24 protein-coding genes are annotated in these 23,972 nt (G+C 73.3%); 5 read left to right on the top strand and 19 right to left on the bottom strand.

The window, feature by feature from the left end:
* Window positions 1–17: 17 nt before the first annotated feature.
* Entirely contained in the window at window positions 18–755 is a 738-nt protein-coding gene (locus AB0M93_RS34345; RefSeq protein WP_364281492.1) for an ATP-binding protein, read from the top strand.
* Between the two features lie 43 nt (window positions 756–798).
* Here the strand turns inward: AB0M93_RS34345 and AB0M93_RS34340 are convergent, their stop codons facing one another.
* The 8 genes from AB0M93_RS34340 to AB0M93_RS34305 form a co-directional block, all read right to left on the bottom strand.
* Window positions 799–1,536: a hypothetical protein gene (locus AB0M93_RS34340; RefSeq protein WP_364281489.1), complete on the bottom strand. Its 738-nt coding sequence runs from the start codon at window positions 1,534–1,536 to the stop codon at window positions 799–801.
* Window positions 1,537–1,605: 69 nt separating this feature from the next.
* Window positions 1,606–1,842, bottom strand: coding sequence for a DUF2188 domain-containing protein (locus tag AB0M93_RS34335; RefSeq protein ID WP_364281567.1), 237 nt, complete (start codon window positions 1,840–1,842; stop codon window positions 1,606–1,608).
* A 75-nt stretch (window positions 1,843–1,917) separates the two neighbouring features.
* Window positions 1,918–2,784 (bottom strand): 4-hydroxyphenyl-beta-ketoacyl-CoA hydrolase, encoded by an 867-nt coding sequence (gene couO, locus AB0M93_RS34330; protein ID WP_364281486.1) that lies wholly within the window; start codon window positions 2,782–2,784, stop codon window positions 1,918–1,920.
* A gap of 13 nt (window positions 2,785–2,797) precedes the next feature.
* Window positions 2,798–3,730, bottom strand: a complete 933-nt coding sequence (locus tag AB0M93_RS34325) for a 3-hydroxyacyl-CoA dehydrogenase NAD-binding domain-containing protein (RefSeq protein WP_364281483.1) — start codon at window positions 3,728–3,730, stop codon at window positions 2,798–2,800.
* Entirely contained in the window at window positions 3,727–5,706 is a 1,980-nt protein-coding gene (locus tag AB0M93_RS34320) for an acetoacetate--CoA ligase (RefSeq protein ID WP_364281480.1), read from the bottom strand. The genes AB0M93_RS34325 and AB0M93_RS34320 overlap by 4 nt, the downstream gene beginning before the upstream one ends.
* Entirely contained in the window at window positions 5,703–6,479 is a 777-nt protein-coding gene (locus tag AB0M93_RS34315; protein ID WP_364281477.1) for a crotonase/enoyl-CoA hydratase family protein, read from the bottom strand. Before AB0M93_RS34315 ends, AB0M93_RS34320 begins: the two co-directional genes overlap by 4 nt.
* Window positions 6,476–8,011, bottom strand: a complete 1,536-nt coding sequence (locus AB0M93_RS34310) for a long-chain fatty acid--CoA ligase (protein ID WP_364281475.1) — start codon at window positions 8,009–8,011, stop codon at window positions 6,476–6,478. Before AB0M93_RS34310 ends, AB0M93_RS34315 begins: the two co-directional genes overlap by 4 nt.
* 11 nt (window positions 8,012–8,022) lie before the next feature.
* The gene (locus AB0M93_RS34305) at window positions 8,023–8,538 is read right to left on the bottom strand and encodes a zinc-binding dehydrogenase (RefSeq protein ID WP_364281472.1); all 516 of its coding nucleotides are present in this window, start codon (window positions 8,536–8,538) and stop codon (window positions 8,023–8,025) included.
* Window positions 8,539–9,004: 466 nt separating this feature from the next.
* Here AB0M93_RS34305 and AB0M93_RS34300 point away from each other — a divergent pair, with 466 nt between their 5' ends.
* Complete coding sequence (locus AB0M93_RS34300) at window positions 9,005–10,606, top strand: sialidase family protein (RefSeq protein ID WP_364281469.1); 1,602 nt, start codon at window positions 9,005–9,007, stop codon at window positions 10,604–10,606.
* Window positions 10,607–10,878: 272 nt separating this feature from the next.
* Window positions 10,879–11,304, top strand: coding sequence for an STAS domain-containing protein (locus tag AB0M93_RS34295; protein ID WP_364281466.1), 426 nt, complete (start codon window positions 10,879–10,881; stop codon window positions 11,302–11,304).
* 106 nt (window positions 11,305–11,410) lie between these two features.
* On the opposite strand, the gene AB0M93_RS34290 is transcribed toward AB0M93_RS34295, so the two are convergent.
* The 4 genes from AB0M93_RS34290 to AB0M93_RS34275 are packed head-to-tail and all read right to left on the bottom strand — an operon-like array spanning window position 11,411 to window position 13,764.
* A complete protein-coding gene (locus tag AB0M93_RS34290; RefSeq protein ID WP_364281463.1) occupies window positions 11,411–11,737 on the bottom strand; it encodes a hypothetical protein in 327 nt (108 codons plus the stop codon).
* Window positions 11,724–12,113, bottom strand: coding sequence for a hypothetical protein (locus AB0M93_RS34285; RefSeq protein WP_364281460.1), 390 nt, complete (start codon window positions 12,111–12,113; stop codon window positions 11,724–11,726). Before AB0M93_RS34285 ends, AB0M93_RS34290 begins: the two co-directional genes overlap by 14 nt.
* Window positions 12,110–13,342, bottom strand: coding sequence for a divalent metal cation transporter (locus AB0M93_RS34280; protein ID WP_364281457.1), 1,233 nt, complete (start codon window positions 13,340–13,342; stop codon window positions 12,110–12,112). Before AB0M93_RS34280 ends, AB0M93_RS34285 begins: the two co-directional genes overlap by 4 nt.
* Window positions 13,339–13,764: a hypothetical protein gene (locus AB0M93_RS34275; RefSeq protein ID WP_364281455.1), complete on the bottom strand. Its 426-nt coding sequence runs from the start codon at window positions 13,762–13,764 to the stop codon at window positions 13,339–13,341. The genes AB0M93_RS34280 and AB0M93_RS34275 overlap by 4 nt, the downstream gene beginning before the upstream one ends.
* Window positions 13,765–13,869: 105 nt before the next feature.
* Between AB0M93_RS34275 and AB0M93_RS34270 the strand changes: the two genes are divergently transcribed.
* Window positions 13,870–14,406 carry a phosphatase PAP2 family protein gene (locus AB0M93_RS34270; RefSeq protein WP_364281453.1) on the top strand — a complete coding sequence of 179 codons (537 nt, stop codon included), beginning with the start codon at window positions 13,870–13,872 and terminating at the stop codon, window positions 14,404–14,406.
* A gap of 6 nt (window positions 14,407–14,412) precedes the next feature.
* Here AB0M93_RS34270 and AB0M93_RS34265 read toward each other — a convergent pair whose 3' ends face one another.
* From AB0M93_RS34265 to AB0M93_RS34235, 7 genes are all read right to left on the bottom strand, one after another.
* On the bottom strand, window positions 14,413–15,336 hold the full coding sequence (locus AB0M93_RS34265; protein WP_364281450.1) for a sensor histidine kinase: 924 nt from the start codon (window positions 15,334–15,336) through the stop codon (window positions 14,413–14,415).
* A 181-nt stretch (window positions 15,337–15,517) separates the two neighbouring features.
* Window positions 15,518–16,531 (bottom strand): SDR family oxidoreductase, encoded by a 1,014-nt coding sequence (locus AB0M93_RS34260; protein WP_364281447.1) that lies wholly within the window; start codon window positions 16,529–16,531, stop codon window positions 15,518–15,520.
* A 94-nt stretch (window positions 16,532–16,625) separates the two neighbouring features.
* Window positions 16,626–17,054, bottom strand: a complete 429-nt coding sequence (locus AB0M93_RS34255) for a hypothetical protein (protein WP_364281444.1) — start codon at window positions 17,052–17,054, stop codon at window positions 16,626–16,628.
* Window positions 17,051–20,116, bottom strand: a complete 3,066-nt coding sequence (locus AB0M93_RS34250; protein ID WP_364281441.1) for an FAD-binding and (Fe-S)-binding domain-containing protein — start codon at window positions 20,114–20,116, stop codon at window positions 17,051–17,053. The genes AB0M93_RS34255 and AB0M93_RS34250 overlap by 4 nt, the downstream gene beginning before the upstream one ends.
* Window positions 20,117–20,129: 13 nt before the next feature.
* A complete protein-coding gene (locus AB0M93_RS34245; protein ID WP_364281438.1) occupies window positions 20,130–21,218 on the bottom strand; it encodes an enolase C-terminal domain-like protein in 1,089 nt (362 codons plus the stop codon).
* Complete coding sequence (locus AB0M93_RS34240; RefSeq protein WP_364281436.1) at window positions 21,215–23,008, bottom strand: thiamine pyrophosphate-requiring protein; 1,794 nt, start codon at window positions 23,006–23,008, stop codon at window positions 21,215–21,217. The genes AB0M93_RS34245 and AB0M93_RS34240 overlap by 4 nt, the downstream gene beginning before the upstream one ends.
* Window positions 22,989–23,345: a DUF6292 family protein gene (locus AB0M93_RS34235; RefSeq protein WP_364281434.1), complete on the bottom strand. Its 357-nt coding sequence runs from the start codon at window positions 23,343–23,345 to the stop codon at window positions 22,989–22,991. Before AB0M93_RS34235 ends, AB0M93_RS34240 begins: the two co-directional genes overlap by 20 nt.
* A 79-nt stretch (window positions 23,346–23,424) precedes the next feature.
* On the opposite strand from AB0M93_RS34235, the gene AB0M93_RS34230 reads away from it, so the two are divergent.
* Entirely contained in the window at window positions 23,425–23,922 is a 498-nt protein-coding gene (locus AB0M93_RS34230) for a MarR family transcriptional regulator (RefSeq protein WP_364281431.1), read from the top strand.
* Window positions 23,923–23,972 lie beyond the last annotated feature (50 nt).

The raw sequence follows: 23,972 nt of genomic DNA, 5'->3' as shown, positions 1-23,972 counted from the left end.
GAAGGAGGTGGTCGCCGGTGCTCGCGCGGCACAACTCGGTGTGGCTGGTGTCCCGGCAGGGCGCGCCGGCGAAGGCGGCCGTGGTCGGTGTGCTCGACCGGACGACGTACCCGCAGCTGCGTGATCAGCTGTTGGAGTTCGCGGTGGACTCCGAGGACGGCGTGCTCGTCGACATCGAACGCCTGGAGCTGCGCGATCGCGCGCTGACCCGGGTGTTCGCCCTGGTCGCGCTGCGGATCGGCGACTGGCCGGCGGTCCCGTTCGCCCTCGTCACCGGCCGGCCGGAACAGCGGGCGGCCCTAGCCGCCGACGCGGTGGACCGCTGCGTGCCGGTGTTCGCCGACTTCGCCACGGCGGAAGCGGCGCTGACCCGGCCGGCCCGCCGCCGCGCCGGCCGGCTGCTCGACCGGTCGGCCCGCACCTCGGCGCGGGCCCGCGGGTTCGTCCGGGCGGTCTGCGCGGAGTGGATGGTGCCCGAGCTGGCCGAGGACGCCGAGCTGATCGCCACCGAATTCGTCGAGAACACGTTGCGGCACACCGATTCCGAACCCCGGCTGCGGCTCGAGCTGCGTGGGGCGAAGCTGACCGTCGAGGTGTCGGACGACAGTTCGCGGGCGGCGGTGCTGCGGGAGGGGCTCGACCTGGTGCGCGCGGGCCTCGGGCTGCGGATGGTCACCAAGGTCGCGAAGACCTGGGGCTGCAGCCGGACGCGGTCCGGTGGCAAGACCGTGTGGGCCGTGCTGGCCAGGGTGTGAGTCCCGGACGCCGCCCTGGCGGGAGCGTCCGGGACCCGGGGGCTCAGGAACCGGGGCCGGAGTAAATCTCCGCGGCCGGCGGCTCGGACAGGGTGCTGGGCTTGTTCCAGTCGCTGAACTCCATGGCGCCGCTCTTCGGGTCCTGCATGCGCAGCAGGTAGTGCGGTTCGGCGGCGGCCACGGTGGCGGTGCCGTCCGGGCTCGTGAAGTTCAGCGCCGGCTCGCCGGCCAGCGTGGTCGGCTCGCCGCCGGTGAAGGTCGACTTCGCCAGCTCGCCGAGGATGCCCTCGGTGAACGACTTGTAGTCCAGGAACACCTTGAAGGCGTCGGCGATGCCCGCGCCGATCTTGGCCGTGGACGCGACCCACTTGCCGGTGAGCTGCTTCGCGGCCGACGCCGGGATGCCGGCCTGCTTCACCAGCGAGTCGGTGAAGCGGAAGTAGTACTTGCTGCCGACGCGCAGGACCGGGATCTCGAGGCCGTCCTTCACCACCGTGCCGCCGGCGCTGTCCGGGTTGAGCTGCAGGTCCAGGTTCACGTTGCTGCCGTCCTGGGTCATCGTGCCCTTGACGTGCACGGCCGAGGCCTGCTTGGCGGCGTCGGTGACGGCGGTGCCCACCTTGGCGGCGGCGAGGGGCGGGGCCGCCGGCGTGCTCGGGGACGGCGCCGCGGACGACGAACCGGCGGCGGCCGGCGTCGGCGTGCTCGGCGTGCCGGAGCAGCCGGCGACGAGGACGAGGAATCCGGCCGTGAGGAGCGCGGCCAGGCGGAGGCGAGGCATGGGTAGTCCGTTCGTGAGGGCCGGGGCGTCCCCGGGCACGAACGGGCTATCGTCCGAACGGGTGATTCGTTACAGTGAGCCGTCCGCCGGGCGCGCCGGACGGCGCGGCCGGAAGTCCCGTTCGGTCTCGACGTCACCCTGCGGGGTGTGGACCACGTGCTGGACCCGGCGCTTCCGCGCGATCTGCCGCCCGGCCAGCACGGCGTCGACGCGGCGCACGGACGTGTTGGATGCCCGCCGCCCGCCTTCGACCCGGTTCTTCCAGAGCCCGTCTTCGAAGTAGGTGTGCACGTCACCCTCCGCCACGACGTCGCCTCCCATCGTGAGTGCTGGAAGGCTGCGGATGCCCGGGGACGTAGCGGACAAACGTCGTCCGGCGGGTCAGCTCAGCCCGAGTACCCGGATGGCGTTGTCCTTGAGGATCAGCGGCCGCACCTCGTCCTTGATGTCCAGCTCGGCGAAGTCGGCGAGCCAGCGGTCCGGGGTGATCACCGGGAAGTCCGACCCGAACAGGACTTTCCGCTTCAGCAGCGTGTTCGCCGCGCGCACCAGCTGCGGCGGGAAGTACTTCGGCGACCAGCCCGACAGGTCGATGTACACGTTCGCCTTGTGCGTCGCGACCGAGATCGCTTCGTCCTGCCACGGCACCGACGGGTGCGCCAGGATCACCGTCAGGTCCGGGAAGTCGGCGGCGACGTCGTCGAGCAGCATCGGGTTCGAATAGCGCAGCTTGATGCCGTGCCCGCCCGGCAGGCCCGCGCCGATCCCGGTCTGCCCGGTGTGGAACAGGGCCGGCACGCCCAGCTCCGAGATCGCCTTGTACAGCGGGTAGTACCGGACGTCGTTGGGCTCGAACGCTTGCAGGCTCGGGTGGAACTTGAACCCGCGCACGCCGTGCTCGCCCACCAGCCGCCGCGCCCGGAGCACGGCCGCCTTGCCGGCGTGCGGGTCGACCGAGCCGAACGGGATGAGCACGTCCGCGTGCTCGGCGGCCGCGTCGGCGATCTCCTCGCTCGACAGCGCCGGGTGCCCGGTCGCGGCGGGCGCCTCGACCGTGAAGACGACGGCGGCCATGTTCCGGGCCCGGTAGTGCTCGGCGATCGCGGCCACCGTCGGCGTGCGGTCCTGGCCGGCGCGGAAGTACTTCTCCGACGCGTCCAGCAGTTCCTGGTCGAGGGCGAAACAGCCGTGGCCGTCCTGCTCGACGTGGGTGTGGACGTCGATGGCGGTCAGGGAGGAAAGGTCCACGAGGAGCTCCAGGTCAGGGCAGGTCGGGCTGCGCGGCCTTGGCGGCCAGCAGGCGGTCGAGGACGGCGTCGCGGGCGGCGACGAGCCGGTCGTGGGAGGTGCCGGCCAGTTCGGCGTCGATACCGGCGACGAGGGTTTCGGCGAGTTCCGGCGTCAGGTGGACGCGGCCCAGGTCGCGCCACCACTCTTCGGTGGGCGGCCCGAGGTGGCGCAGGACGTGCGCGAGGCCGCCCGCGCCGCCGGAGAGGTGCTGGTTGGCGAACGGGCCCAGCACCGCCCAGCGCAGGCCGGGCCCGTGGGCGATGGCGGCGTCGATGTCGGCGACGGTCGCGACACCGCGTTCGACCAGGGAGTACGCCTCCTGCCACAGCGCGGCCTGCAGCCGGTTGGCGACGTGGCCGGGCACCTCCCGCGTCAGCCGGATCGGCCGCTTGCCCGCCGCGGTGTAGAACGCCACCGCGCGGTCGACGACCTCGGGCGCGGTGCCGGCGCCCGGCACGACCTCGACGAGCGGGATCACGTGCGGCGGGTTGAAGGGGTGCCCGACGACCACGCGCTCGGGGTGGTGCGGGCAGCCCCGCGCGATGACGCTCGGCAGCAGCCCCGACGAACTGCTCGCCAGGATCACCTCCGGTCGCGCGGCTTCGTCGAGCACGCCGAACAGCGCGTGCTTGACGTCTTCGCGCTCCGGCCCGTTCTCCTGCACGAAATCCGCCTCCGCGGCGGCGGAACCGGCGTCGGTGGCGAAGCTCAGCCGGTCCTGCGAGGCGCCATCGGCGAGGCCGAGCCGGACCACGGTGGGCCAGTGTGCGGCGACGTCGGCCCGCAGCCGGTCCTCGGCGCCGGGCGCCGGGTCGGTGGCGACGACGTCGAAGCCGCGGCCCAGGAAGTGCGCGGCCCAGCCGGCGCCGATCACGCCGGTGCCGACGATCGCGACGGTCGTCATGCGCGCTCCCGGAGGAAGGCGTCGAGGGCCGCGGGATCGGCCAGCACGTCCCGCCCGACGACCTCGTCGATCGCGGCGCCGCGGAGGAGTTTCTTCACCGGCAGCTCCAGTTTCTTCCCGGTGCGGTTGCGGGGGATCGCCGGGACGGCGGTGATCGCGTCCGGCACGTGCCGCGGCGACAGCGCGCCGCGCAGGGCGGTCGCGATCCTGCGGCGCAACGCGTCGTCGAGTTCGGCGCCGTCGCGCAGCGCCACGAACAGCCGGAGGTCGCCGTTGCCCCCGGCGGGGTCCTCGAGGTGCACGACGAGGGAGTCGGCGATCTCCGGGAGCTCCTCGACAACGGCGTAGAACTCGGCGGTGCCCAGCCGGACGCCGCCGCGGTTGAGGGTGGCGTCCGAGCGGCCGGCGATGACGCAGCTGCCCTCCGGGGTGAACCGGACCCAGTCGCCGTGCCGCCAGATCCCGGGGTAGGCCGAAAAGTACGTCTCGCGGTAGCGCTCCCCGGAGTCGCCCCAGAACCCGACCGGCATCGACGGCATCGGCGCGGTGATCACCAGTTCGCCCAGCTCGCCGACCACGGGGTTGCCGTGCTCGTCGAACGCCTTCGCGTCGACGCCCAGGCAGGGCCCGGAGATCTCGCCCGCGACGACCGGCTGCAGCGGGCTGCCCTGGACGATGCCGCTGCACACGTCGGTGCCGCCGCTGCCGACGTTGAGCAGGACGCCCGGGAACCGCTCGTGCACCCAGTGGAAACCTTCGGCGGGCAGCGGGCTGCCGGCCGCGCCGAGCTGCCGCAGCGCGGAGAGGTCGTACTCGGCGGCCGGGTCGAGACCCGCTTTCCGGCACGCCATCAGGAAACCGGGGCTCGCGCCCATGAGCGTCGCGCGCGTTTCGGCCGCCAGCCGCCACTGCCACGCCAGGTCCGGGTGCAGCGGGTTGCCGTCGACCAGCACGATCGACGCGCCGGTGAGCAGGCCCGACACCAGCGCGTTCCACATCATCCAGGCGGTGGTGGAGAACCACAGGATCCGGTCGCCGGGGCGCAGGTCCCAGCTGAGGCCGTGGTTCTTCAGGTGCTCCAGCAGGATCCCGCCGTGGCCGTGCACGATGGCCTTCGGCTTGCCCGTCGTGCCGGAGGAGAACAGCACGCACAGCGGGTGCGCGAAGCCGACCGGCTCGAACTCTTGCGCTTTCGGGGGTTCCGGGTGGCGGAGCCCCCGGCCCGGGCCGAAGGCCCGGATGTCACCGGCACTTTCGGTGAGCAGGTCGTCCCAGGCGAGCGTGCCGGGCAGGTCGTGGCCGCCGTAGGGGACGTGGACGACGTGTTCGACGGTCGGCAGGCCGGCCCGGATCGCGGCGACCTCGTCGCGGCGGTCGACGTCCTTGGCGCCGTAGCGGTAGCCGGACACCGTCAGCAGCACCCGCGGCTCGATCTGGCCGAACCGGTCGACCACCGAGCGGGCGCCGAACTCGGGGGCGCACGAGGCCCAGATCGCGCCCAGGCTCGCGGCCGCGAGGTAGGCGACCACTGTTTCGGGGATGTTCGGCAGGTACGCGACGACCCGGTCGCCGCGCCCCACGCCGAGCCGGGCCAGCCCCGCGCGGGCGCGCGCGACCTGGTCGCGCAGCTGCGCCCAGGTGAGCTCGGTGCGCGCCCGCGTCTGGGAATACGCGATGATCGCGACCTCGTCGCTGTCCCCGTGGCCGAGGGCGTGCTCGGCGTAGTTCAGGGTCGCGCCGGGGAACCACTCGGTGCCCGGCATGGTCCGGTCGGGCACGACCGCGGTGGCGGGGGAGTGGAAGCGGACGCCGAAGAAGTCCTTGATCGAGGACCAGAAGCCGTCGAGATCGGTCACCGACCACCGGTGCAGGGCCGCGTAGCCGTCGAAGGAGTGCCCGCGGGTTTCCAGCCACGTCAGGTACCGGCCGATCTCGGTGGTCTCGCGCACGTCGGGTGCGACCGGGCGGAGGATCACGGGACGACCTTCCCGGCCCGCTTCTCGAGGAACGCCTGCATCCGTTCCTTCGCTTCGGCGCTGCCGCCGGCGACCGCGGCCATCAGCGCCTCCATCAGGTAACCCTCGTTCGGGTTCGCCTCGGCGATGCGGGGCAGGGCCTGCAGGACGGCGAAGTTGGTGATCGGCGAGTTCCCGGCGATCTTGCGGGCCAGGCCGAGCGCGTGCTCCAGGCCGTTTTCGACGCGGTAGTGCGACAAGCCGGCGGCGTGCCCCTCGTCGGCGTCGAGCACGCGGCCGGTGAGCATCATGTCGGCCATCCGGTGCGCGCCGATCAGCCGCGGCACCCGCACCGACGCGCCGCCGCCGACGAACAGCCCGCGCTGGCCCTCCGGCAGGGCGTAGAACGCCGAGGGCTCGGCGACGCGGATGTGCGCGGCGGCCGCCAGTTCCAGGCCGCCGCCGACGACCGCGCCCTTGAGCACGGCGACCACCGGCACGCGCCCGCGTTCGAGCCGCTCGAACGCGCGGTGCCACATCATCGAGTGCTCCAGGCCCTCGAACGCGTCGCGCTCGGTCAGCTCGGACAGGTCGAGCCCGGCGGAGAAGTGGTCGCCGACGGCGTCGAGCACCACGGCCTTGACCGCCGGCGGCGGGGCACCGAAGAACGCCTCGAGGCCGAGCACGGTCGCGTCGTCGAGCGCGTTGCGTTTCTCGGGACGCGCGAGCCGCAGCACGGCGATGTCGTCCCGCAGCTCCAGGCGCAGCGTGGGGGGCAGGAGGGGGCTGGTCATGCGGATCCGTTCGTGAAGGTTTCGGCGGCGCGGGCGCGCAGTTCGACGCGGCGGATCTTGCCGGTCGCGTTGCGGGGCAGGGATTCGGTGAACTGCACGTGCTTCGGGATCTTGTAGCGTGCCAAGTGCCGTTCGAGGTGGGCGCGGAACCGCGGCTCGTCCAGCTCGGCACCGGGCCGGACCACGACGAAGGCCGCGCCGGCTTCGCCCCAGCGTTCGTCGGGCACCCCGACCACGGCGCAGGCGTCGACCGCGTCGAGCCGGACGGCGACCGCTTCGATCTCGGCCGGGTACACGTTCTCCCCGCCGGAGATGATCATGTCCTTGACCCGGTCGACGACGTGCGCCCAGCCGTCGTCGTCGACGCGGACGACGTCACCGGTGCGGAACCAGCCGCCCTCGACGAAGCTCGCCGCCGACTCCTCGGGCCGGTTCCAGTAGCCGCCGAAGACGTGCGGCCCGCGCACCAGCAGCTCGGCCGGTGTCCCGGTCAACGCCTGCGGCGTGAGGTCGGGGCCGAGCGCCGCCACGTCGGTGAAGAAGTGCGGCACCCCGGCGGCGACCGGGTGGTCGAGCGTGCCCGCGTGGGTGGCCATCGAGACGCCCGGGGCGGCCTCGGTCATGCCGTAGCCCTGCAGGAGCTTCACGCCGCGGTCGAGCCACGCGCGGGCGACGCGCTCGGCCACCGGCGACCCGCCGTAGAGCACGCAGGTCAGCGAGCTCAGGTCGGTGCGGTCCCAGCTTTCGTGGCGGCACATCATCTCCAGCATCGTCGGGACCGCGGAGAAGCTCGTGATCCCGGCCTCGCCGATCCGGGCGAGGATGGCGCCCGGATCGAACCGGGCCACCGGCTCCACGCTGCCGCCCTTGAACAGCGTCGGCAGCGTGATCTGGCCCAGCCCGACGCAGTGGAACAGCGGCGCGATGCACAACGCCTTGTCGGTGCCCAGGACGTCGAGGTGCGCGAGCTGGTTGACGGTGTTCCAGGTGAGGTTGCCGTGGGTGAGGACCGCCGCCTTCGGCCGCCCGGTGGTGCCGGAGGTGTAGAGCAGCAGGCACGGATCTTCCAGCCGCACCACGGTTTCCGGGGGTGGCCCGGCCTCGGCGATCGCCGCCTCGAAGTCCCCCTCGGCGGGGTCCGTCGCGAGGACGACGCCGTCCGGCAGGCCCCCGGCCGCGGCCACCAGGTCGGCGGTGTCCGGGCTGTGCACCAGGACCGAGGCGCCGCTGTCGTCGAGCATGTACCGGATCTCGGTGGGGGAGAGCCGGTAGTTGAGCGGGACGAAGATCGCGCCGCAGCGGGCGGTGGCGAAGAGCGTCTCGAACACGGTGATGGCGTTGACGCCGAGGTAGGCCACGCGGTCGCCCGGGCGCACGCCACGCCGGGTGAGTGCCCCGGCGAGGCGGTGCACCCGGTCGGCGAGCCCGGTGTAGGTCAGCGACCGGTCGTGCTGCACCAGCGCGGTGCGGTCCGGGTCGATCCGCGCCCGCCGCGCGGGCCAGCTGCCCAGACCGAAGTCGGGGAGGTTCACCACTGCCTCCTTCACAGGCGGAGCACCGGTTTGATCGTCGTGCCGGCGAGCATGTCGTCCACTGCCTGTTGAATCTGCCCGAACTCGTAGTGCGTGACCAGCTTTTCGAGCGGGAAGCGGCCCGCGGCGACGAGCTCGGCCAGGGTCGGCACCAGCGCCTGGGTGTCGGCGTCGCCCATGGTGAGGCCGGCGACGACCGCGGTGCCGCGCGCGGCCGGCGTGCCGATCGCCGTCCCCAGGACGCCGGCGTTGCCGGTGGTCTCGACGACGCCGTCGACCCCGCGGCCGCCGGTCAGCTCGCCGACCGCCTCGGCGAGGTCCTCGCCGCCGGTGTCGATCGTGTCGGTGGCGCCGAGCTCGCGGGCCGGCGCCGGCCGGGCGGCCACGCGGTCGGCCGCGATGATCCGGGTCACCGGCGTCCGGTGGGCGGCCATGACCGCCGGCAGGCCGACCGCGCCGGCGCCGGTGACCAGCAGCGTGGCGCCCGGGCGCGGGGCGAGAGCCGCGGTGGTTCTCGTGGGGGGCATGGTCTCCTCCTGAACGGGGGCGTCTGTCGTGAGTGGTCAGGCGGGTTCTAACCCGCCTGACCACTCACGAGCGTCAGGCGAGGACCCACCGGCCGCCGATGAACAACCGGCCCGGCTCGACGTCCGGGCGGGGCCGGGTGCCCGGCCGCTCCTCCACTGCGGTCATCGGCCGACTCCTCACTGAGCTATATCAGGAACCCTGAGATGGGATCAGGATGCGCGGGGAGCCCGCCGCTGTCAAGGCCGCCCTCTCCCGGCCCGTTCGCGCAACGCAATTTCCCGGCGCCGATTTTTGCCCGTCCGTTAACCGGATCCCGGGTGGGCGGACCAATTTTTCAGTGGACAACCCGGATATTTCAGCGGCGCGGCCGAAGCCGTAACGGCTGGTCGGAAGGGGACGACTCCTCAATGCCCGCGAACGGCCGTGACCTTTCCGCGGCCCGGGGTGTCGGAAAAGAGGTCATCCGTGAACCCGAAGATTTCCCGGCGGTTCGCCCGCCGATCGCTGCCGCCCGGCGCCGCGGTGTTCGCTCTCCTGGCCGCCGCCGGGGTCGCCGTCGCCACGACCTTCGCCGCGGGGGTCCCGGTCCGGGTGCCCGACCACCCGCTGGGTGCCGGGGCGGCGTGCGCCGCGCTCGTCGCCCAGCAGGAGGCGCGGGGCAGCGTCAACTACGCCGCCTCCGAGGTCGAACCGTACGTCGCGGCCGACCCGGCGGACCCGCGTCACCTCGTCGGCTCGGCCCAGCAGGACCGCTGGAACGACGGCGGGTCGAACGGTCTCACCAACGTCGTCTCGCGCGACGGCGGGACGACCTGGACGCCGGCCGCCGCGCAGCCGCGGTTCAGCATCTGCGCCGGGGCGACAGCCGGTTCGCCCGGGTACTTCCAGCGCACCACCGACCCGTGGGTCAGCTTCTCCGCCGACGGCCGGGTCGTGTACTCGATCGCCGACTCGTTCGACGCCGACGGGCCGGCGTTCGGCGGGGCGAGCTCGATCCTGATCAGCCGTTCGCTCGACGGCGGCGACCACTGGGAAACCCCGGTCACCGCGCGCCTGGACACCTCGACGCAGGTCCTCAACGACAAGGAGTCGGTGACGGCCGACCCGCTGCTGGCCGACCGCGCCTACGCGGTGTGGGACCAGCTGGTCTCGCCGCAGAGCCACGCCAACCCCAGCGCGTACAACCACGCGTTCACCTACCGCGGCCCGAGCTACTTCTCCCGCACCACCGACCGGGGGCAGACCTGGAGCACCGGCCGGATCATCTTCGACCCCGGGCAGAACGACCAGACGATCGGCAACCAGATCGTCGTGCCGGTCACCGGTCCGGGGCGGGGCGTGCTGATCGACGGCTTCGACCTGATCACGAACAAGGGCGGCGCCTGCGTGGTCACCCACGGCAGCGCGCACTGCCACGGCTCGTCGACCTCGACCGCGGCGGTCGTCCGGTCCACCGACGGCGGCACGACGTGGTCCGGCGCGATCGGCATCGACACCCAGCAGGTGGCTTCGGTGAGCATCGCCGGCCACCCGGTCCGCTCCAGCGACGAGCTGCCCGAGTTCGCCGTCAACCCGGTCAACGGGTACGTGTACGCGGTCTGGCAGGACTCGCGGTTCAGCGCGACCGGCGCGGCGAAGATCGCCTTCGCCCAGTCCACCGACGGCGGGCTGACGTGGGGTGCCACGATCCGCGTCGACCAGTCGCCGGGCGACACCCCCGCGTTCGTGCCGCAGATCCACGCCGCTTCCGACGGCACGATCGGCCTGAGCTACTACGACCTGCAGAACGCGACCCCGGCGCAGCCCGGGCTCACCGACGCGTTCATCGCCCACTGCCACGCCGCCACGAGCGACTGCGGCAACCCGGCGAACTGGGCGGCCAACGGGCAGACCCGGCTGACGACCGCCCCGTTCGACTACACCACCGCCCCGGACGCCGGCGGCTACTTCCTCGGCGACTACTCCGGGCTCGCCGGCACCGGGCCGTCGTTCACCGCCTACTTCGGCGTGGCGCGGCCGCTGGCGGCCAGCGGCGTGTCGGACATCTTCGCCAACCACGCCGGGTGACGCGGACGGGAACGGTGACCTGCCCGGTCACCGTTTCCGCCGGGCTTTCCCCGTGGTTCACCCGGATGGGTGGTTTGGAAAAGACGCGTGCGGGTCGCGTGCGGAGGTGCCCGGTTCGGCCGTTGGCGGGGTTGCGCCGTTCGGATCAAGGACTACGCTGCGAAGTGCGGTTCAGCATGTACAGCCGACGTCCCCCGAACTTGCCCAGCGACCGAGCGGGTAGGCAGCAGCAGGCCCGTTCGTCACGTCATCTGCGAATGAGGCGTGGAAGAATGTTAGTCGTCCAGCCCCCAGCGACGGCGATCCCCGTAGCGCCGTCGGCGCGCGAACAGCGCACTGCGTTCGACATCCAGGTGATCCGCCCGTACTTCGGCGCGGTGATGGTCCGGATCCGCGGCGCCCTCGACGCGGACAGCGCCCCCCAGGTCCGTTCGGCACTGGACACGTGGGCCCACCGCCGGTTCCCGGTCCTGGTCCTCGACCTGTCCGAGGTCGACTTCCTCGACGGAGCCGGGCTGGCCGCCCTCGGCGGCATCCAGGCCCGCACGTTCCGCGAGAACGCGACCCTGCGCATCGTCACGGGAGACAACCGGGTGGTGCGCCGCGCGTTGTCGGCCAGCGGCCTCGACCACGCCCTCAACGTGAGCCGCCTGCCCTCGGGCTGGGAACGCGCGACGGAGATCCCCAGCCAGAGCTGACGGCGCCCGCCGCCGGAACTCCACGGCCACCACGGCCGTGGAGTTCAGCGTGCAACCGACCTTCCAGGCGCGCGAGCTGACCCTTCCGGGACGGCCCGGCGGCCGCTCAGGGCCGGTCGAGCGGGGCCAGCTCGGCGAACGGCCGCCGCACGCGGACCTGCGGGCCGGATGCGTCGACGTCCTCCCACGCCACGTACCGGCTGTGGCGGTGCAGCCAGCGGATCAACGCCACCAGCGGCTTGGGCCCGCGCTGGTCGTGGCGCTGGTACCCGAACAGCCGCACGCGCGTGCGGCCCACGATCACCCCGCGCACCACCAGTTCCGGCATCCCGTCTTCGCGCGGCGTCGCTTCCGCGCGGATTTCGCGGATCGCGCCGAGGTCGCGGCCGTCCGCGTCGCGGGCCGGGCGGCCGAGCAGCTCACCGGCTCGCACGGCCCGCTCCCGGGATCCGGCCGATGACCCGGCGGCGCAGCCAGTCCTCCGACGGGCTGTCCGTCGCCTGGGCGACGGCCGTCGTCACGACGACCGTCGGCTCGATGCGGCGAACGGCGTTCAGCGGGATGCGTTGCGGCGCCTGGGCGCGGAAGCCGCGGCCGATGTGGTGCAGCAGCCTGCCGATCGGGCCGCCGATGCGCTCGGCGAGCGCCTCCGGGCCGACGAGCAGCGCGTCCACGACGTAGGTCCCGCCCTCGGCGCGGAGCTCGAGGTCGTCGACCTTGCCGACCACCGTGCCGTCTTCGCCGACGATCTGCCGGTCGAGCAGCGCGTCGCTCAGATCGACGCGGCCCAGGTCCGTCCACGGGTTCATTGGCCTGCTCCGGTGAAGATCATCAGGGGGATCGCCACCAGGGCCGCGATGGCGATGACGACGAGCATGACGAGGCCGACGATGTTGCTGAAGCGGCCGTTGGCGTGCTTCCCGAGGTACTCGCGGTCGTTGGCCACGATGAGCACCGGCAGGTAGGTCAGCGGCAGCGCCACCGCGGAGAAGATCAGTGAGATCTCGGTCAAGCCGACCGGGTCGATGCCCGTCTGCACGACCACCACCGCGAGCAGAATGCCCGCGCCGACGGTCAGGTGGAACCGGGCGGCGTTGCGCGGCGCGCGGCGCTTTCCCCAGTCCCAGCCGAAGAACTGCGCCAGCATGTACCCCGACGACAGCCCGGTCTCCAGCGCCGCGCCGAAGGTGGCGGCGAAGATCCCGATCAGCACGATCACCAGGCCCGCGGTCCCCAGCGCCAGCGTCACCGGCAGCACCACCTGGCTGAGCTCGCCGACGTCGATGCCGGCCGGGAACAGCACCGTCGCGGCGCAGGCCATCACGGCCAGCGCGAGCAGGCCGCCGAGGGGGAAGCCGAGCAGCACGTTGGCCCGCTGCACGGGCAGGTCCTTCACCTTCCAGCCTTCTTCCACGCCGCCGGAGGAGAAGAAGAACACTTCGTACGGCGTCATCGCGGACGCGAACAGCGCGACCGCGTGGTAGGCGTAGGTCGGCAGCGCCTCGTCGGCCGGCGGGGCCAGCCCGGCGATCTGCGCGCCGAGCGAGGACCAGTCGGGGTGCAGGAGGAAGATCGCGACGGCGAACACCCCGATCGCGAGCCCGGCGAGGCCGAAGCCGGTTTCCATCCGCTCGAACCCGACCCGCCAGACCACCAGCCAGACGAGCACGCCGATCGGCAGCACCCAGACCAGCCGGTCGACCCCGGAGGCCAGCTCGACGGCGATCGCGACGCCGCCGATCTCCGCGCACACGGTCAGCAGCGTGATGAGGAACGACCCGGCGAGGTTGAGCAGCGCCATGCGCGGCCCGAGCCGCTCGCGGATCAGGTCGAACACCGGCCGCCCCGACACCGCCACGATCCGCCCGGACATGTCGGCGTAGACGCAGATCCCGAGCACGCCGAGCACGGTCACCCAGACCATCGCCATCCCGTAGCGGGCGCCGACTACACCACTTTCGACGAGGTCGCCGATGTCGACGAACCCGCCGACCGCGGTGAGGATGCCGAGGGTGACGGCGAGGAGCTTCTTGCTCACGACGTCACGCCCCAGCGGGCGAGCTCGCCGATCAGGCCCTGCAGCTCGGCGTCGATCCGGTCGAGGCCCTGGTCGGTGCCGTCGCCGAGGCCGTCGTCGAGCCGGTGGGCGAGCGCGACTCCGCGGTCGGTGATCGAGGCCAGCGCCGCGCGGGCGCGGTCGTCGGTCAGCTTGCCGACGTCCTGGCCCGCGGAGCCGAGTTCGTCGGCGGCGTCGCGGACGGTGACCGACAGGCTGGGGACGGGCGGGACGCTCTCACGATCGGCCGTCACCACGAGCCGCAGGAGTTCGAGCTGCCCCCGGATCTCCCGGCCGGCGTGCACGGTTTCGGCCTGCGGGTCCGCCCCGCAGCCTGCGACCAGCGCCGCGGCCGCGACCAGCGCGGCCGCCGTACGGACCGGGGGGAGCCGCAGCGCGTTCACGGCGCAGGGGGTACCCGATCGGGGGGTGGACAAACGTCCCGGCCGGAATCTCCACCGTGGACAGTCGGACGGTTGAATCGGGGCCAGGGTGGGAAGTTGGGGGCCATGCCGAGCGAAGAAGGTGTTCGTGCGGAGGCCGGAGCGGACGAAAACGACCTTCCGGTCACCCGGCCGGCGTGGCCGGTCACGGCCCTCAGCACCGCCGCCCAGGGCGGCGTGCTTTGGCTCGCCGTGGCCGCGGTGCTGGCGTGGCGGCCGGGCTCCCGGCGCCGGGCCGCGGGCCACGGCCTGGCCGGAGGTGCGGCCGGAATGGCGTTCGGCCACGGGCTGAAGGCGATCGTCCGCCGCCCGCGGCCGCAGGCCCGGCAGCTGCCGGCCCGCCGGGCGCTGCCGGAGCAGCCGAAGTCGTCGTCGTTCCCGTCCACGCACGCGACGACGGCGGCGGCGTTCACGGTCGCGGTCACGCTCACGGCACCGGCCACGGGCGCGGCGATCGTCCCGCTGGCGGCGGCGGTCTGCTACAGCCGCCTCCGGACGCGGGCGCACTGGCCGACCGACGTGTACGGCGGCGTCGCGATGGGTGCCGTCGTGGGCGGCCTCGTGCACCGCGGGTTCCGGCGGGCGGGCAAGGCCGGGAAGTAGCGCCGCTCAGGCGTGGAAGTACGCCCGGAACGTCGTGCCGCGCTCGTCGCTGGTGTGCACGCGGACGAGGTCCGCGAGGTGGTTGACGAGCAGGAGCCCGCGACCGCGGGGCTGATCCGGCGTCGCCGGGTGGCGGCCGGTCAGCGGATCGGCGATGCGGCCGTCGTCGTGGACCTCGCAGACGAACTCGCCGTCCGCCGCCCAGAACCGGGCCGTGCCGCTCCCGCTGCCGTGCTCGATGCTGTTGGAGAGCAGCTCGGTGACCACCACTTCGACGTCGGCGACCTGGTCGGCGCTCAGCCCGGCCGCGGCCGCGCGGACGTGGGCCAGTGCGCGGGCCGCCGCGAGGTTGGTGGTGTCCTTCAGCTCGAAGGCGCCGTCCGGCACCGGCAGGGGCTCGTTGTACCGGGCGAGCACGCCGTCCGGGTCGTAGGCGGGGCTGGGGCGCTGCCCGGTGCCGTCGACCAGCACCGGGTGCGTGGCCTCGGCGTCGGCCAGGACGGCCGGATCCAGCGCGGCGACGTCGTACGGGCAGAGGATCGTCACGTCCCGGCCGGTGAAGGCGTGGTTGATGAGGGCCTCGTGCTGGACGCACGCCGGGTACTCGACGGCCGACCGCGCGGCCCAGATCGGCTCGCCGATGATCCGCGCCGGCCGGCCCGGGTGCGTGTCGGCGAACGCGCGCAGCACGCCGGGGATGATCCGGCCGGGGTTGCGCCCGGCCTCGGTCATGTCCAGCAGCCGGACGCGGGCGGCGTCCGGGCCGAGTTCCCGCCGCAGCAGGGCGAGGTTGTCGCCGGGCACCGCGACCGCCACCGGCTCGCCGGCGGCGAGCCCGCCCCAGACGAACGGCACGGTGCCCGCCAGGTATTCGGCGGCACCCCGGTAGAACAGCGCGGGGTGCACGAAGGGGTCCACGGGTGCGTGCAAGCCGCCTCTCCTTCCGCCGGGAACCTCCCCAGTATGCGGGACGGCGATCGGATGACGTGCGGCGCTACAGTGAACGGCCTTCGCGCCGCCCTGGGAGCAGCCCGCGTGGCTCCCTGGGCACCGCGCTCGCGGCCGGCCTGCTGCTCGTCTCCGCTCCGGACGTCCTGGAGCCGGTCCTGCGCTAGGACCTGGCCCGGCGCCACACGGCCAGCGCGGCCGCGGCGAGCGCGCCGCTGCCGGCGGCGAGGAGACCGTGGTGCTGGCTCGCCCACAGTTGCAGGCTGCGCGGGGTCGCCTTGCCGTCGAACTCGCCGTGGGCGCCGAAGTCGCGTCCGCGGTCGGCCGGCGCCCACAGGTTTTCCGGCTGGCCCGTGGGCTTGGCCTCGCCGGTCTGCTGGGAGCGGTATCCGGTGCGGGCGAGGTAGCGGTCGAGGATCCCGGGGGCGACGGCGTTCGCGACGAGCGTGCCGACGGTGCTGCCGCCGACCCAGTACTCGCGCCGCTGCGGGTGCTCGGCGGCGTGCACCACCGCGCGGGCGGCGACTTCGGGCTGGTAGATCGGGGGCACCGGCTGCGCGTGCCGCGGCAGTTTCGAGCGCACCCAGGAGAACTGCGGCGTGTTGACGGCCGGCATCTGCACCATCGTGGTGCGGACGTGGCTGCCCTCGTGCAGGAGCTCGCAGCGCAGGGACTCGTTGAAGCCCTGGATGGCGTGCTTGGCGCCGCAGTAGGCGCTCTGCAACGGGATCCCGCGGTAGGCGAGGGCCGAGCCGACCTGCACGATCGTGCCCCGGTCGCGGGGCTTCATCCGCCGCAGCGCGGCGGTGGTGCCGTGGACGTAACCGAGGTAGCTGACTTCGGTGACGCGCCGGAACTCGTCCGGCTCGATCTCGTCGAACGGCGCGAAGACGGACGTGAAGGCGACGTTCACCCACAGGTCGATCGGCCCGAGCTCCTTTTCGGCCCGTTCGGCGGCGGCGTCGACCTGCCCGAAATCGGCGACGTCGGCGGGAATGGCGAGGGCGGTCCCGCCGGCCTCGGTGACGTCTCCGGCCGCGGCGGCGAGCCCGGCTTCACCCCGGGCGAGCAGGGCAACGCGGGCCTGCCGGGCCCCGAAGGCCCGGGCGACGGCCCGGCCGATGCCGCCGCTCGCCCCGGTGACGACGACGACCTGGTGCTGGGGTTGGCTGGTCATGACTCTCCGATCGGAAGCTGGTGAAGAGGGGCGGAGGGGAACAGGGCGGCCGGTTTCTGCGGCGCGGTGCGGCCCCCGGGCTGACGGCGCCGGCTCACCGGGCCCCTGGTCCGGTTCCGGGACCTGCGAGCGGGCCAGCCGGGCCGCGCCGCCGAGGCCCGCCGCGCGCGGCCGGGTCGAGTTCCGGTGTCGCGGCTGCCCGTCTCCGGGGCCGGTGGCCGCTCTCCCCACGAGGCCGGGCCGCCCGGGCCCACCCCGCCGCCACGACCGCGTTCGCCAGCGCCGCCGCTCGCCACCGCCGGGACGCCGCCGCCAGGACGAGCATGCTCGCGCTGTGCAGCACGTCCACCGTCCAGCCCCAGCGCGCGACCACCCCCGCCGGGCGCCGCAGCACCGCCGCCGCCTGGGCCAGGTGGCGAAACCCCAGGGCCAGCGCCACCTTCCTCGGCACCGGCAGGTACCGCGACACGACCAGGACCCCGCCGCCCCACGCCGCCCGGGCCGCGGCCACTCCGCGGGTCAACGGAGGCTCCGGCGCACCGCGAATCCCACGGCGGCCGCCGCACCCGCGCCGAGCGCGGCCACCACCGCCGGCCGCCTGTGCCGCGGCATCTCGGGCGGCTGCTCGAGCCCGCCGGCCAGCAGTTCCGCCAGGTGCACGCCTTCCCGGCCGCCGCTGTCGAGCTCGTGCAGCTGGGTCCGGCAGCTGAAGCCGTCGGCCAGCACCGCCGTATCCGGCGACGCGTCCCGGACCCGCGGCAGCAGGACCCGCTCGGCGCACGCCTGCGAGACCTCCAGGTGGCCCTTCTCGAAGCCGAAGTTGCCCGCCAGGCCGCAGCACCCCGAGTCGAGGTGCTCGGCGTCGACGCCCGCGGCTTCGAGCAGCTTGCGGTCCGCGTCCCAGCCCATGACCGCGTGCTGGTGGCAGTGCACCTGCGCGATCGCCTTCGCGTCCAGCCGGGGCGGGCGGTAGCCGGGGGAGTGCTCGGTGAGCAGTTCGGCGAGGGTGACCGTCTGCGCGCGCAGCCGCCGGACGTCCTGGTCACCCGGGAAGAGGCCGGCCGCGTCGGAGCGGAACACCGCCGTGCAGCTGGGTTCCAGGCCGACGACGAGCCCACCCCCGTGCAGGTGCGGGGCCAGCTCGCGGACCGTGCGGGCCAGGATGTGTTTCGCGACGCCCAGCTGCCCGGTCGAAATCCACGTCAGCCCGCAGCACAGCGCCGCCGACGGCATGGTCACCCGCCAGCCCGCGTCCTCCATCAGCCGCACCGCGGCCCGGCCCACGTGCGGGTGGAACGAGTTGGTGAACGTGTCCGGCCAGACCAGCACGGTCCCGCGGGCCCCGGTGCCGGCCGGCCCGCGCCGGGCGAACCACTGCTGCAGCGTTTCCCCGGCGAACATCGGGACTTCGCGGTCCTCGACCCCCGCGACCCGGGTGGCCAGCCGGGCCAGTCCCGGCGCGTGCGTCAGCGCGTTGACCACGCGGCCGGCCCGCAGCCGGCCGACGGCCTGGGCGAAGGCGGGCAGCCAGCCCATCGTGAAGTCCGAGCGCGGCCGCCGCCACGGCCGGCCCGCGTAGTGGTGGGCGAGGAACTCCGCCTTGTACGTCGCCATGTCCACATTGGCCGGACAGTCGGTCTTGCACCCCTTGCAGGCCAGGCACAGGTCCAGGGCCTCGCGGACCTCCGTCGAGCGCCAGCCGTCGTCGACCGGGCTGTCGCCGTGGCCGTCCAGCATCTCGAACAGCAGCCGCGCCCGGCCGCGCGTGGAGTGTTCCTCCTCGCCGGTCACCTGGTACGACGGGCACATGACCTGCCCGCCGCCGGTGGTGTGCTGCCGGCACCGGCCGACGCCGACGCAGCGGTTGGCGGCCTGGGCGAACGAGCCGCCGTCGTCGGGGAAGCGGAAGTACAGGTCCTGCGGGTCGGCGGGCGCCCAGCCGGCGCCGAGGCGCAGATTCTCGTCGAGCCGGTAGGGGGCGACGACCTTGCCGGGGTTCATCCGGTTCCCGGCGTCGAAGACGGCCTTGAGCTTGCCGAACGCGGTCACCAGTTCGTCGCCGAACATCTTCGGCAGCAGCTCGCCGCGGGACTGGCCGTCGCCGTGCTCGCCGGAGAACGACCCGCCCATGGCGGCGACGAGGTCGGCGGCGCGCTCCATGAACCGCCGGTAGGTGGCGACGCCGTCGGCGCTGTAGAGGTCGAACGGGATCCGCGTGTGCACGCAGCCCTGGCCGAAGTGGCCGTACAGGCTCGGGCCCGTCTCGCCGGCGTAGCCGAACTCCTCGTACAGCGCGGTCAGCTTCCGCAGGTACTCGCCGAGCCGCTCCGGCGCGACGGCCGAGTCCTCCCAGCCCTCGAAGGTGTCGGCGCGGCCCGGCAGGTGCGCGGTGGCGCCGAGGCCGGCCTCGCGGACCTGCCACAGCTCGTTTTCGCGGGCGGGGTCGTCGAGGAATTCGACGTCGGCTTCGTGCTCGGTGTCGTGCAGGGCGTCGAGCATCTTGTGCGCCTGCCGCTCGGCTTCTTCGTGCGTCTCGGCGGCGAACTGCACCATCAGGAACGCCCGCCCGTGCGGCAGCTCGCCGAGGGCCTTCGGGTTCATGCCCTTGATCTGCTGGTCCCGGATGAGCTTGTGGTCGACGCCTTCCAGCGCGACCGGCTCGTGCGGCAGGACGGCGGGCACGGCGTCCGCGGCGGTGGCGATGTCGCGGTAGCCGAGCACCACGAGCGTCCGCTCCGGCAGCACCGGGACGAGCTCCAGCTCCGCCCGCAGCACGGTGACCAAAGTGGACTCGCTGCCGACGAGCAGCCCGGCGACGTCGAAGTGGTGTTCGGGCAGCAGGGAGTCGAGGTTGTAGCCCGAAACGCGGCGCGGGATGTCCGAGTAGCGGCGGCGGATCTCGTCGGCGTACTCGTCGCGCAGCCGGCGCAGCTGCCGGTAGATCGCCGCCCGCGGGTCGCCGCGCCGCTCGATCTCGGCGTACTCCTCGTCGGTGGTTTCCCCGCACCAGAACCGGGTTCCGTCGTAGGTGACGACCTCCAGCCGGGCGATGTTGTCGACGACCTTGCCGGTCCGCTGGGCCGTGGCGCCGCAGGAGTTGTTGCCGATCATCCCGCCGAGGGTGCAGTTCATGTGCGTCGCGGGCTCCGGCCCGTACCGCAGGCCGGTGTCCGCCAGCTGCCGGTTCAGCTCGTCGAGCACGATCCCCGGCTGCACGACGCAGGTCCGGGCGCCGGTGTCGACCGACTCCAGTTCGGTGCAGTACTTGGAGAAGTCGAGCACGACGGCGGTGTTGGTGCACTGGCCGGCGAGGCTGGTGCCGCCGCCGCGCGACAGCACCGGCGCCCGGAACTCGCGCGCCACCGCCAGCGCCGCCACCGCGTCGTCCGGCGTCCGCGGCAGCACGACGCCGAGGGGGACCTGCCGGAAGTTGGACGCGTCGGTCGAGTACGCCGCGCGCGTGCCGCGGTCGAAGCGCACTTCGCCGTCGACGCGCTCCCGCAGCGCCGCCGCGAGCGCGCCGGTGTCGATGTCTTCGTGCTCCGCGTGGCGCACCACCGGATCGGGGAGCTGGACGGGTCCCATCGCGGATCCTCCTTCAGAGTGCGTACTCGGCCGCGGCTGCGGGCCGCAACGTCAGGCCGTGGCCGGGCGCGGTCATCGACGGCGTCACCGTGCCGCCGGCCGGGTCGAGGCAGCCGTCGAAGAAGAGCCGCTCGATCCGGTCGTGGTCGGCGAACCACTCGATGTGCCGGAAGTTCTGCGTCGCCGCGGCGGCGTGTGCGGAAAGGTTCGGGGCGCAGTGGGCCGACACGTCCCGGTTCGCCGCCGCGGCCAGCGCCGTGGCGCGCCGCCACTCCGTGTAGCCCCCGCACCGGGTGACGTCGACCTGCAGGCAGTCGACCACCGGCAGCATGCGCGCGAAGTAGGGCAGGTCGTAGCCGTACTCGCCGGCGGCGATGTCCGGGCCGCCGGGGAAGCGCGTCGCCGCGAGCCCGGGCAGGTCGTCGCTGGAGACGGGCTCCTCGAACCACGTGACGTCCCACTCCAGCAGCCGCTCGGCGACCCGGCGGGCCTGGTCGGGGGAGTAGGCGCCGTTGGCATCGACGAACACCTCGGCGTCGGCGCCGACCTTGTCCCGCGTCACGGCCACCCGCTCCAGGTCGCGGGCCACGCGGGTGCCCGCGGACTCGCCGATCTTGATCTTCACGCGCGGGATGCGCTGCCTGCGGACCCAGTGGTCCAGCTGGGCGACCAGTTCGTCGTCGGAGAGCGTGGTGAAGCCGCCGCTGCCGTACACGGCGACCTCCTCGTGCACCCGGCCGAGCAGCCTGCTCACGGGCACGTCGAGCGACCGGGCCGCGGCGTCCCACAGCGCGATGTCGACGGCGGACATGGCGCACGAGACCAGGCCGGGCCGCCCGAGGTTGCGGACGGCGTGCTGCATCGCCGCCCAGCAGGCGGGCACGTCGAGCACCGGGCGGCCGCGGACGGCCTCCGTGAGCAGGCCTTCGATCAGCGGCACGCAGGCCGCGTCGGCGTAGGTCCAGCCCAGCCCGCGGATCCCGCCGGCTTCGGCGTGCACGACGACGATCGTGGTGGCGTCCCAGGCCAGCGTGCCGTCGGCTTCGGGGCCGGGGGCCGGCACCCGGTAGGCCCGGGCGCCGACCCGCTCGACCGTGGTCACCGGTGCTTCCCGGGCAGGAACTCCTGCAGCTTCGTCTTGACGCCCTGGGCGACGAGGTGGAACGCGTCGGGGTCGCCCTTGAGGACGGCCTGGGCGGCCGACTTCACCTGCTCGAAGGTGGCGTGCGGCGGGATCGGCGGCACGTCCGGGTCGCACCGGACGTCCAGCACCGCCGGCTTGCCCGCGCTGAGCGCGGTGTCCCAGGCCGAGGCGAGCTGGTCCGGCTTGTCGACCGTGACGGCCGCGAGCCCGAGCGACAGGGCGAAGCCGGCGTAGTCGACGTCCGGCAGGGTCTGGGACTCCTCGAACTTCGGCGCCCCGCCCATCGCCCGCAGCTCCCACGTGACCTGGTTGAGGTCGTTGTTGTGGAAGACGCAGATCACGCACGTCGGGTCGGTCCACAGCGTGTGGTACCGCGCGATGGTGATCAGCTCGGCGAGGCCGTTCATCTGCATGGCGCCGTCGCCGACGAGGGCGATCACCGGCCGGTCGGGGTGGGCGAACTTGGCGCCGATGGCGTACGGCACGCCCGGGCCCATGGTGGCCAGCGTGCCCGAGAGCGACCCGCGCATGTCGCCGCGGATGCGGAGGTTGCGCGCGTACCAGTTGGTGGAGGAGCCCGAGTCCGCGGTGACGATCGCGTTCTCCGGGATCCGCTTCGACAGCTCGCTGACGATCGCCATCGGGTTGACCGGGTCGGCGTCGACCGCGGCTTCCTTCTCGACGGTGTCCCACCAGGACGCGACGTTCTTCTCGATCGTCTCGCGCCACGAGGAGTCCGCTTTGCTCTTCAGCCGCGGCAGCAGCGCGCGCAGCGTCGCCGCGCTGTCCCCGACGAGGTTGACCTCCGTCGGGTAGCGCATCCCGATGAACCGGCCGTCCAGGTCGATCTGCACCGCGCGCGCCTGCCCGAAGTCCGGCAGGAACTGGCTGTACGGGAAGTTCGAACCGACGATGAGCAGCGTGTCGCAGTCGCGCATCATCTCGTAGCTCGGCCGGGTGCCGAGCAGCCCGATCGAGCCGGTCACCCACGGCAGGTCGTCGGGCAGGACGTCCTTGCCCAGCAACGCCTTCGCCACGCCCGCGCCGGTGACTTCGGCGACTTCGCGCACCTCCTCGGCCGCGCCGCGCGCGCCCTGGCCGACCAGGATGGCGACCTTCTCGCCCGCGTTGAGCACCTCGGCCGCCGCCTCGATGTCCTGCTCCGCGGGGACCGGCCGGGACCACGCCGTGCTCGGCGGGCTCGACGGCACCTGCTTGAACGCGTGCTGCGGCGGGGAGTACGGCTCCTCCTGCAGGTCCGCGGGGATGATCAGGGCGGTCGGGCAGCGGGACGACTGCGCCGTCCGGATCGCCCGGTCGAGCGCGTTCGGCAGCTGCTCGGCCACGTTGACCTCGACCAGGTATTCGCTGGCGACGTCCTTGTAGAGCGCCTGCAGGTCGACCTCCTGCTGGTAGCTGCCGCCCATCGCGCTGCGCGCGGTCTGCCCGACGATCGCGACCACCGGGACGTGGTCGAGCTTCGCGTCGTAGAGGCCGTTGAGCAGGTGGATCGCGCCCGGGCCCGAGGTGGCCAGGCAGACGCCGACCTTGCCGCTGAACTTCGCGTAGCCGACCGCCGAGAGGGCGGCCATCTCCTCGTGCCGGGCCTGGACGAAGCGCGGCTGGTTGTCCGCCTTGCCGAACGAGGCGACGATCCCGTTGATGCCGTCGCCCGGGTAGGCGAAGACCTGGTCCACACCCCACTCGCGCAGGCGCTGGAGCAGGTAGTCACCGACTGTCTGGCTCATGAGTACTCCCTTTGGCGTGCGATGCCGCTTCGGTGAGCGCCTCGTGGACCCGGCGGGCCACCACGGCGGGCCGCGGCCGGGCCGGCTCGGGCCACCGGACGAGGACCGACGGCGCTTCCCCGCCGTCGGGCTCCACCGCCAGGCACCACCCGCTGTCGGCGGCCCACTGCAGCATCAGGAACCGGCCCGCGTGCCGGGCGGCCAGGGCGATGTAGGCGGTCGCCGGGCTGCCGGGTTCGCTCCACGACGCGGCCGGTTCCACCCGCAGCAGCTCGGCGACGGTCTCGACGTAGTCGCGCAGGGCCGTGACTTCGACGTGCCCGGGGTCCGGTTTCACCGGCGCGGACGCCTCCCTTCGTGGTCACCTTCGGCGCTCACGAATCGCTGTACCCGCTTTCGCCGTCTATCATACTTGCGTGACGCAAACGTGGCAGGAGCCGGACGGCACCAGCGCGGCGCTGGCGGTGCTGCGGGCGATGGTGATGATCGCCGACTCCACCGTCGAACGGAACACCGAACAGCTGACGCTGACCCAGTTCCGCGCGCTGCGGGTGGTGGTCGACCGGACCCCGGTCACCATGGGCCGGGTGGCGCGCGAGCTGGCGCTGAACCCGTCGTCGGTCACCCGGGCGTGTGACCGGCTGGTCGCGCTGAACCTGCTGGAAAAGGCGCCCAACCCGCTGAACCGGCGGGAGACGCTGCTCGCCCCGGCCGCGGCGGGGCGGCAGCTGGTGGACCGGGTCGACCGCGACCGCCGCCGGGTGCTCGCGGACGTCCTCGGCCGGCTCGACCCCGGGTCGCGAGCCGCGATGATTGCCGCTTTCGAGCAGTTTGCCGGGGCCGTCGAAGCGGACGAAAGGGATTCCCGCTCATCGTTGCGCCGCGCAAACCAGGTCCGGGAAAAGAATGTTTGACCGCCGGCGCAGCGGGTACCCCGGCGCCGGTTTTTCGTGATCGGAGGTCC

Origin of the sequence: Amycolatopsis sp. NPDC051102, from assembly GCF_040682815.1 — a bacterium.
Classification (GTDB): domain Bacteria; phylum Actinomycetota; class Actinomycetes; order Mycobacteriales; family Pseudonocardiaceae; genus Amycolatopsis.
The sequence above is the reverse complement of the archived record's forward strand: the minus strand, read 5'-3'. Positions and strand labels throughout refer to the sequence as shown.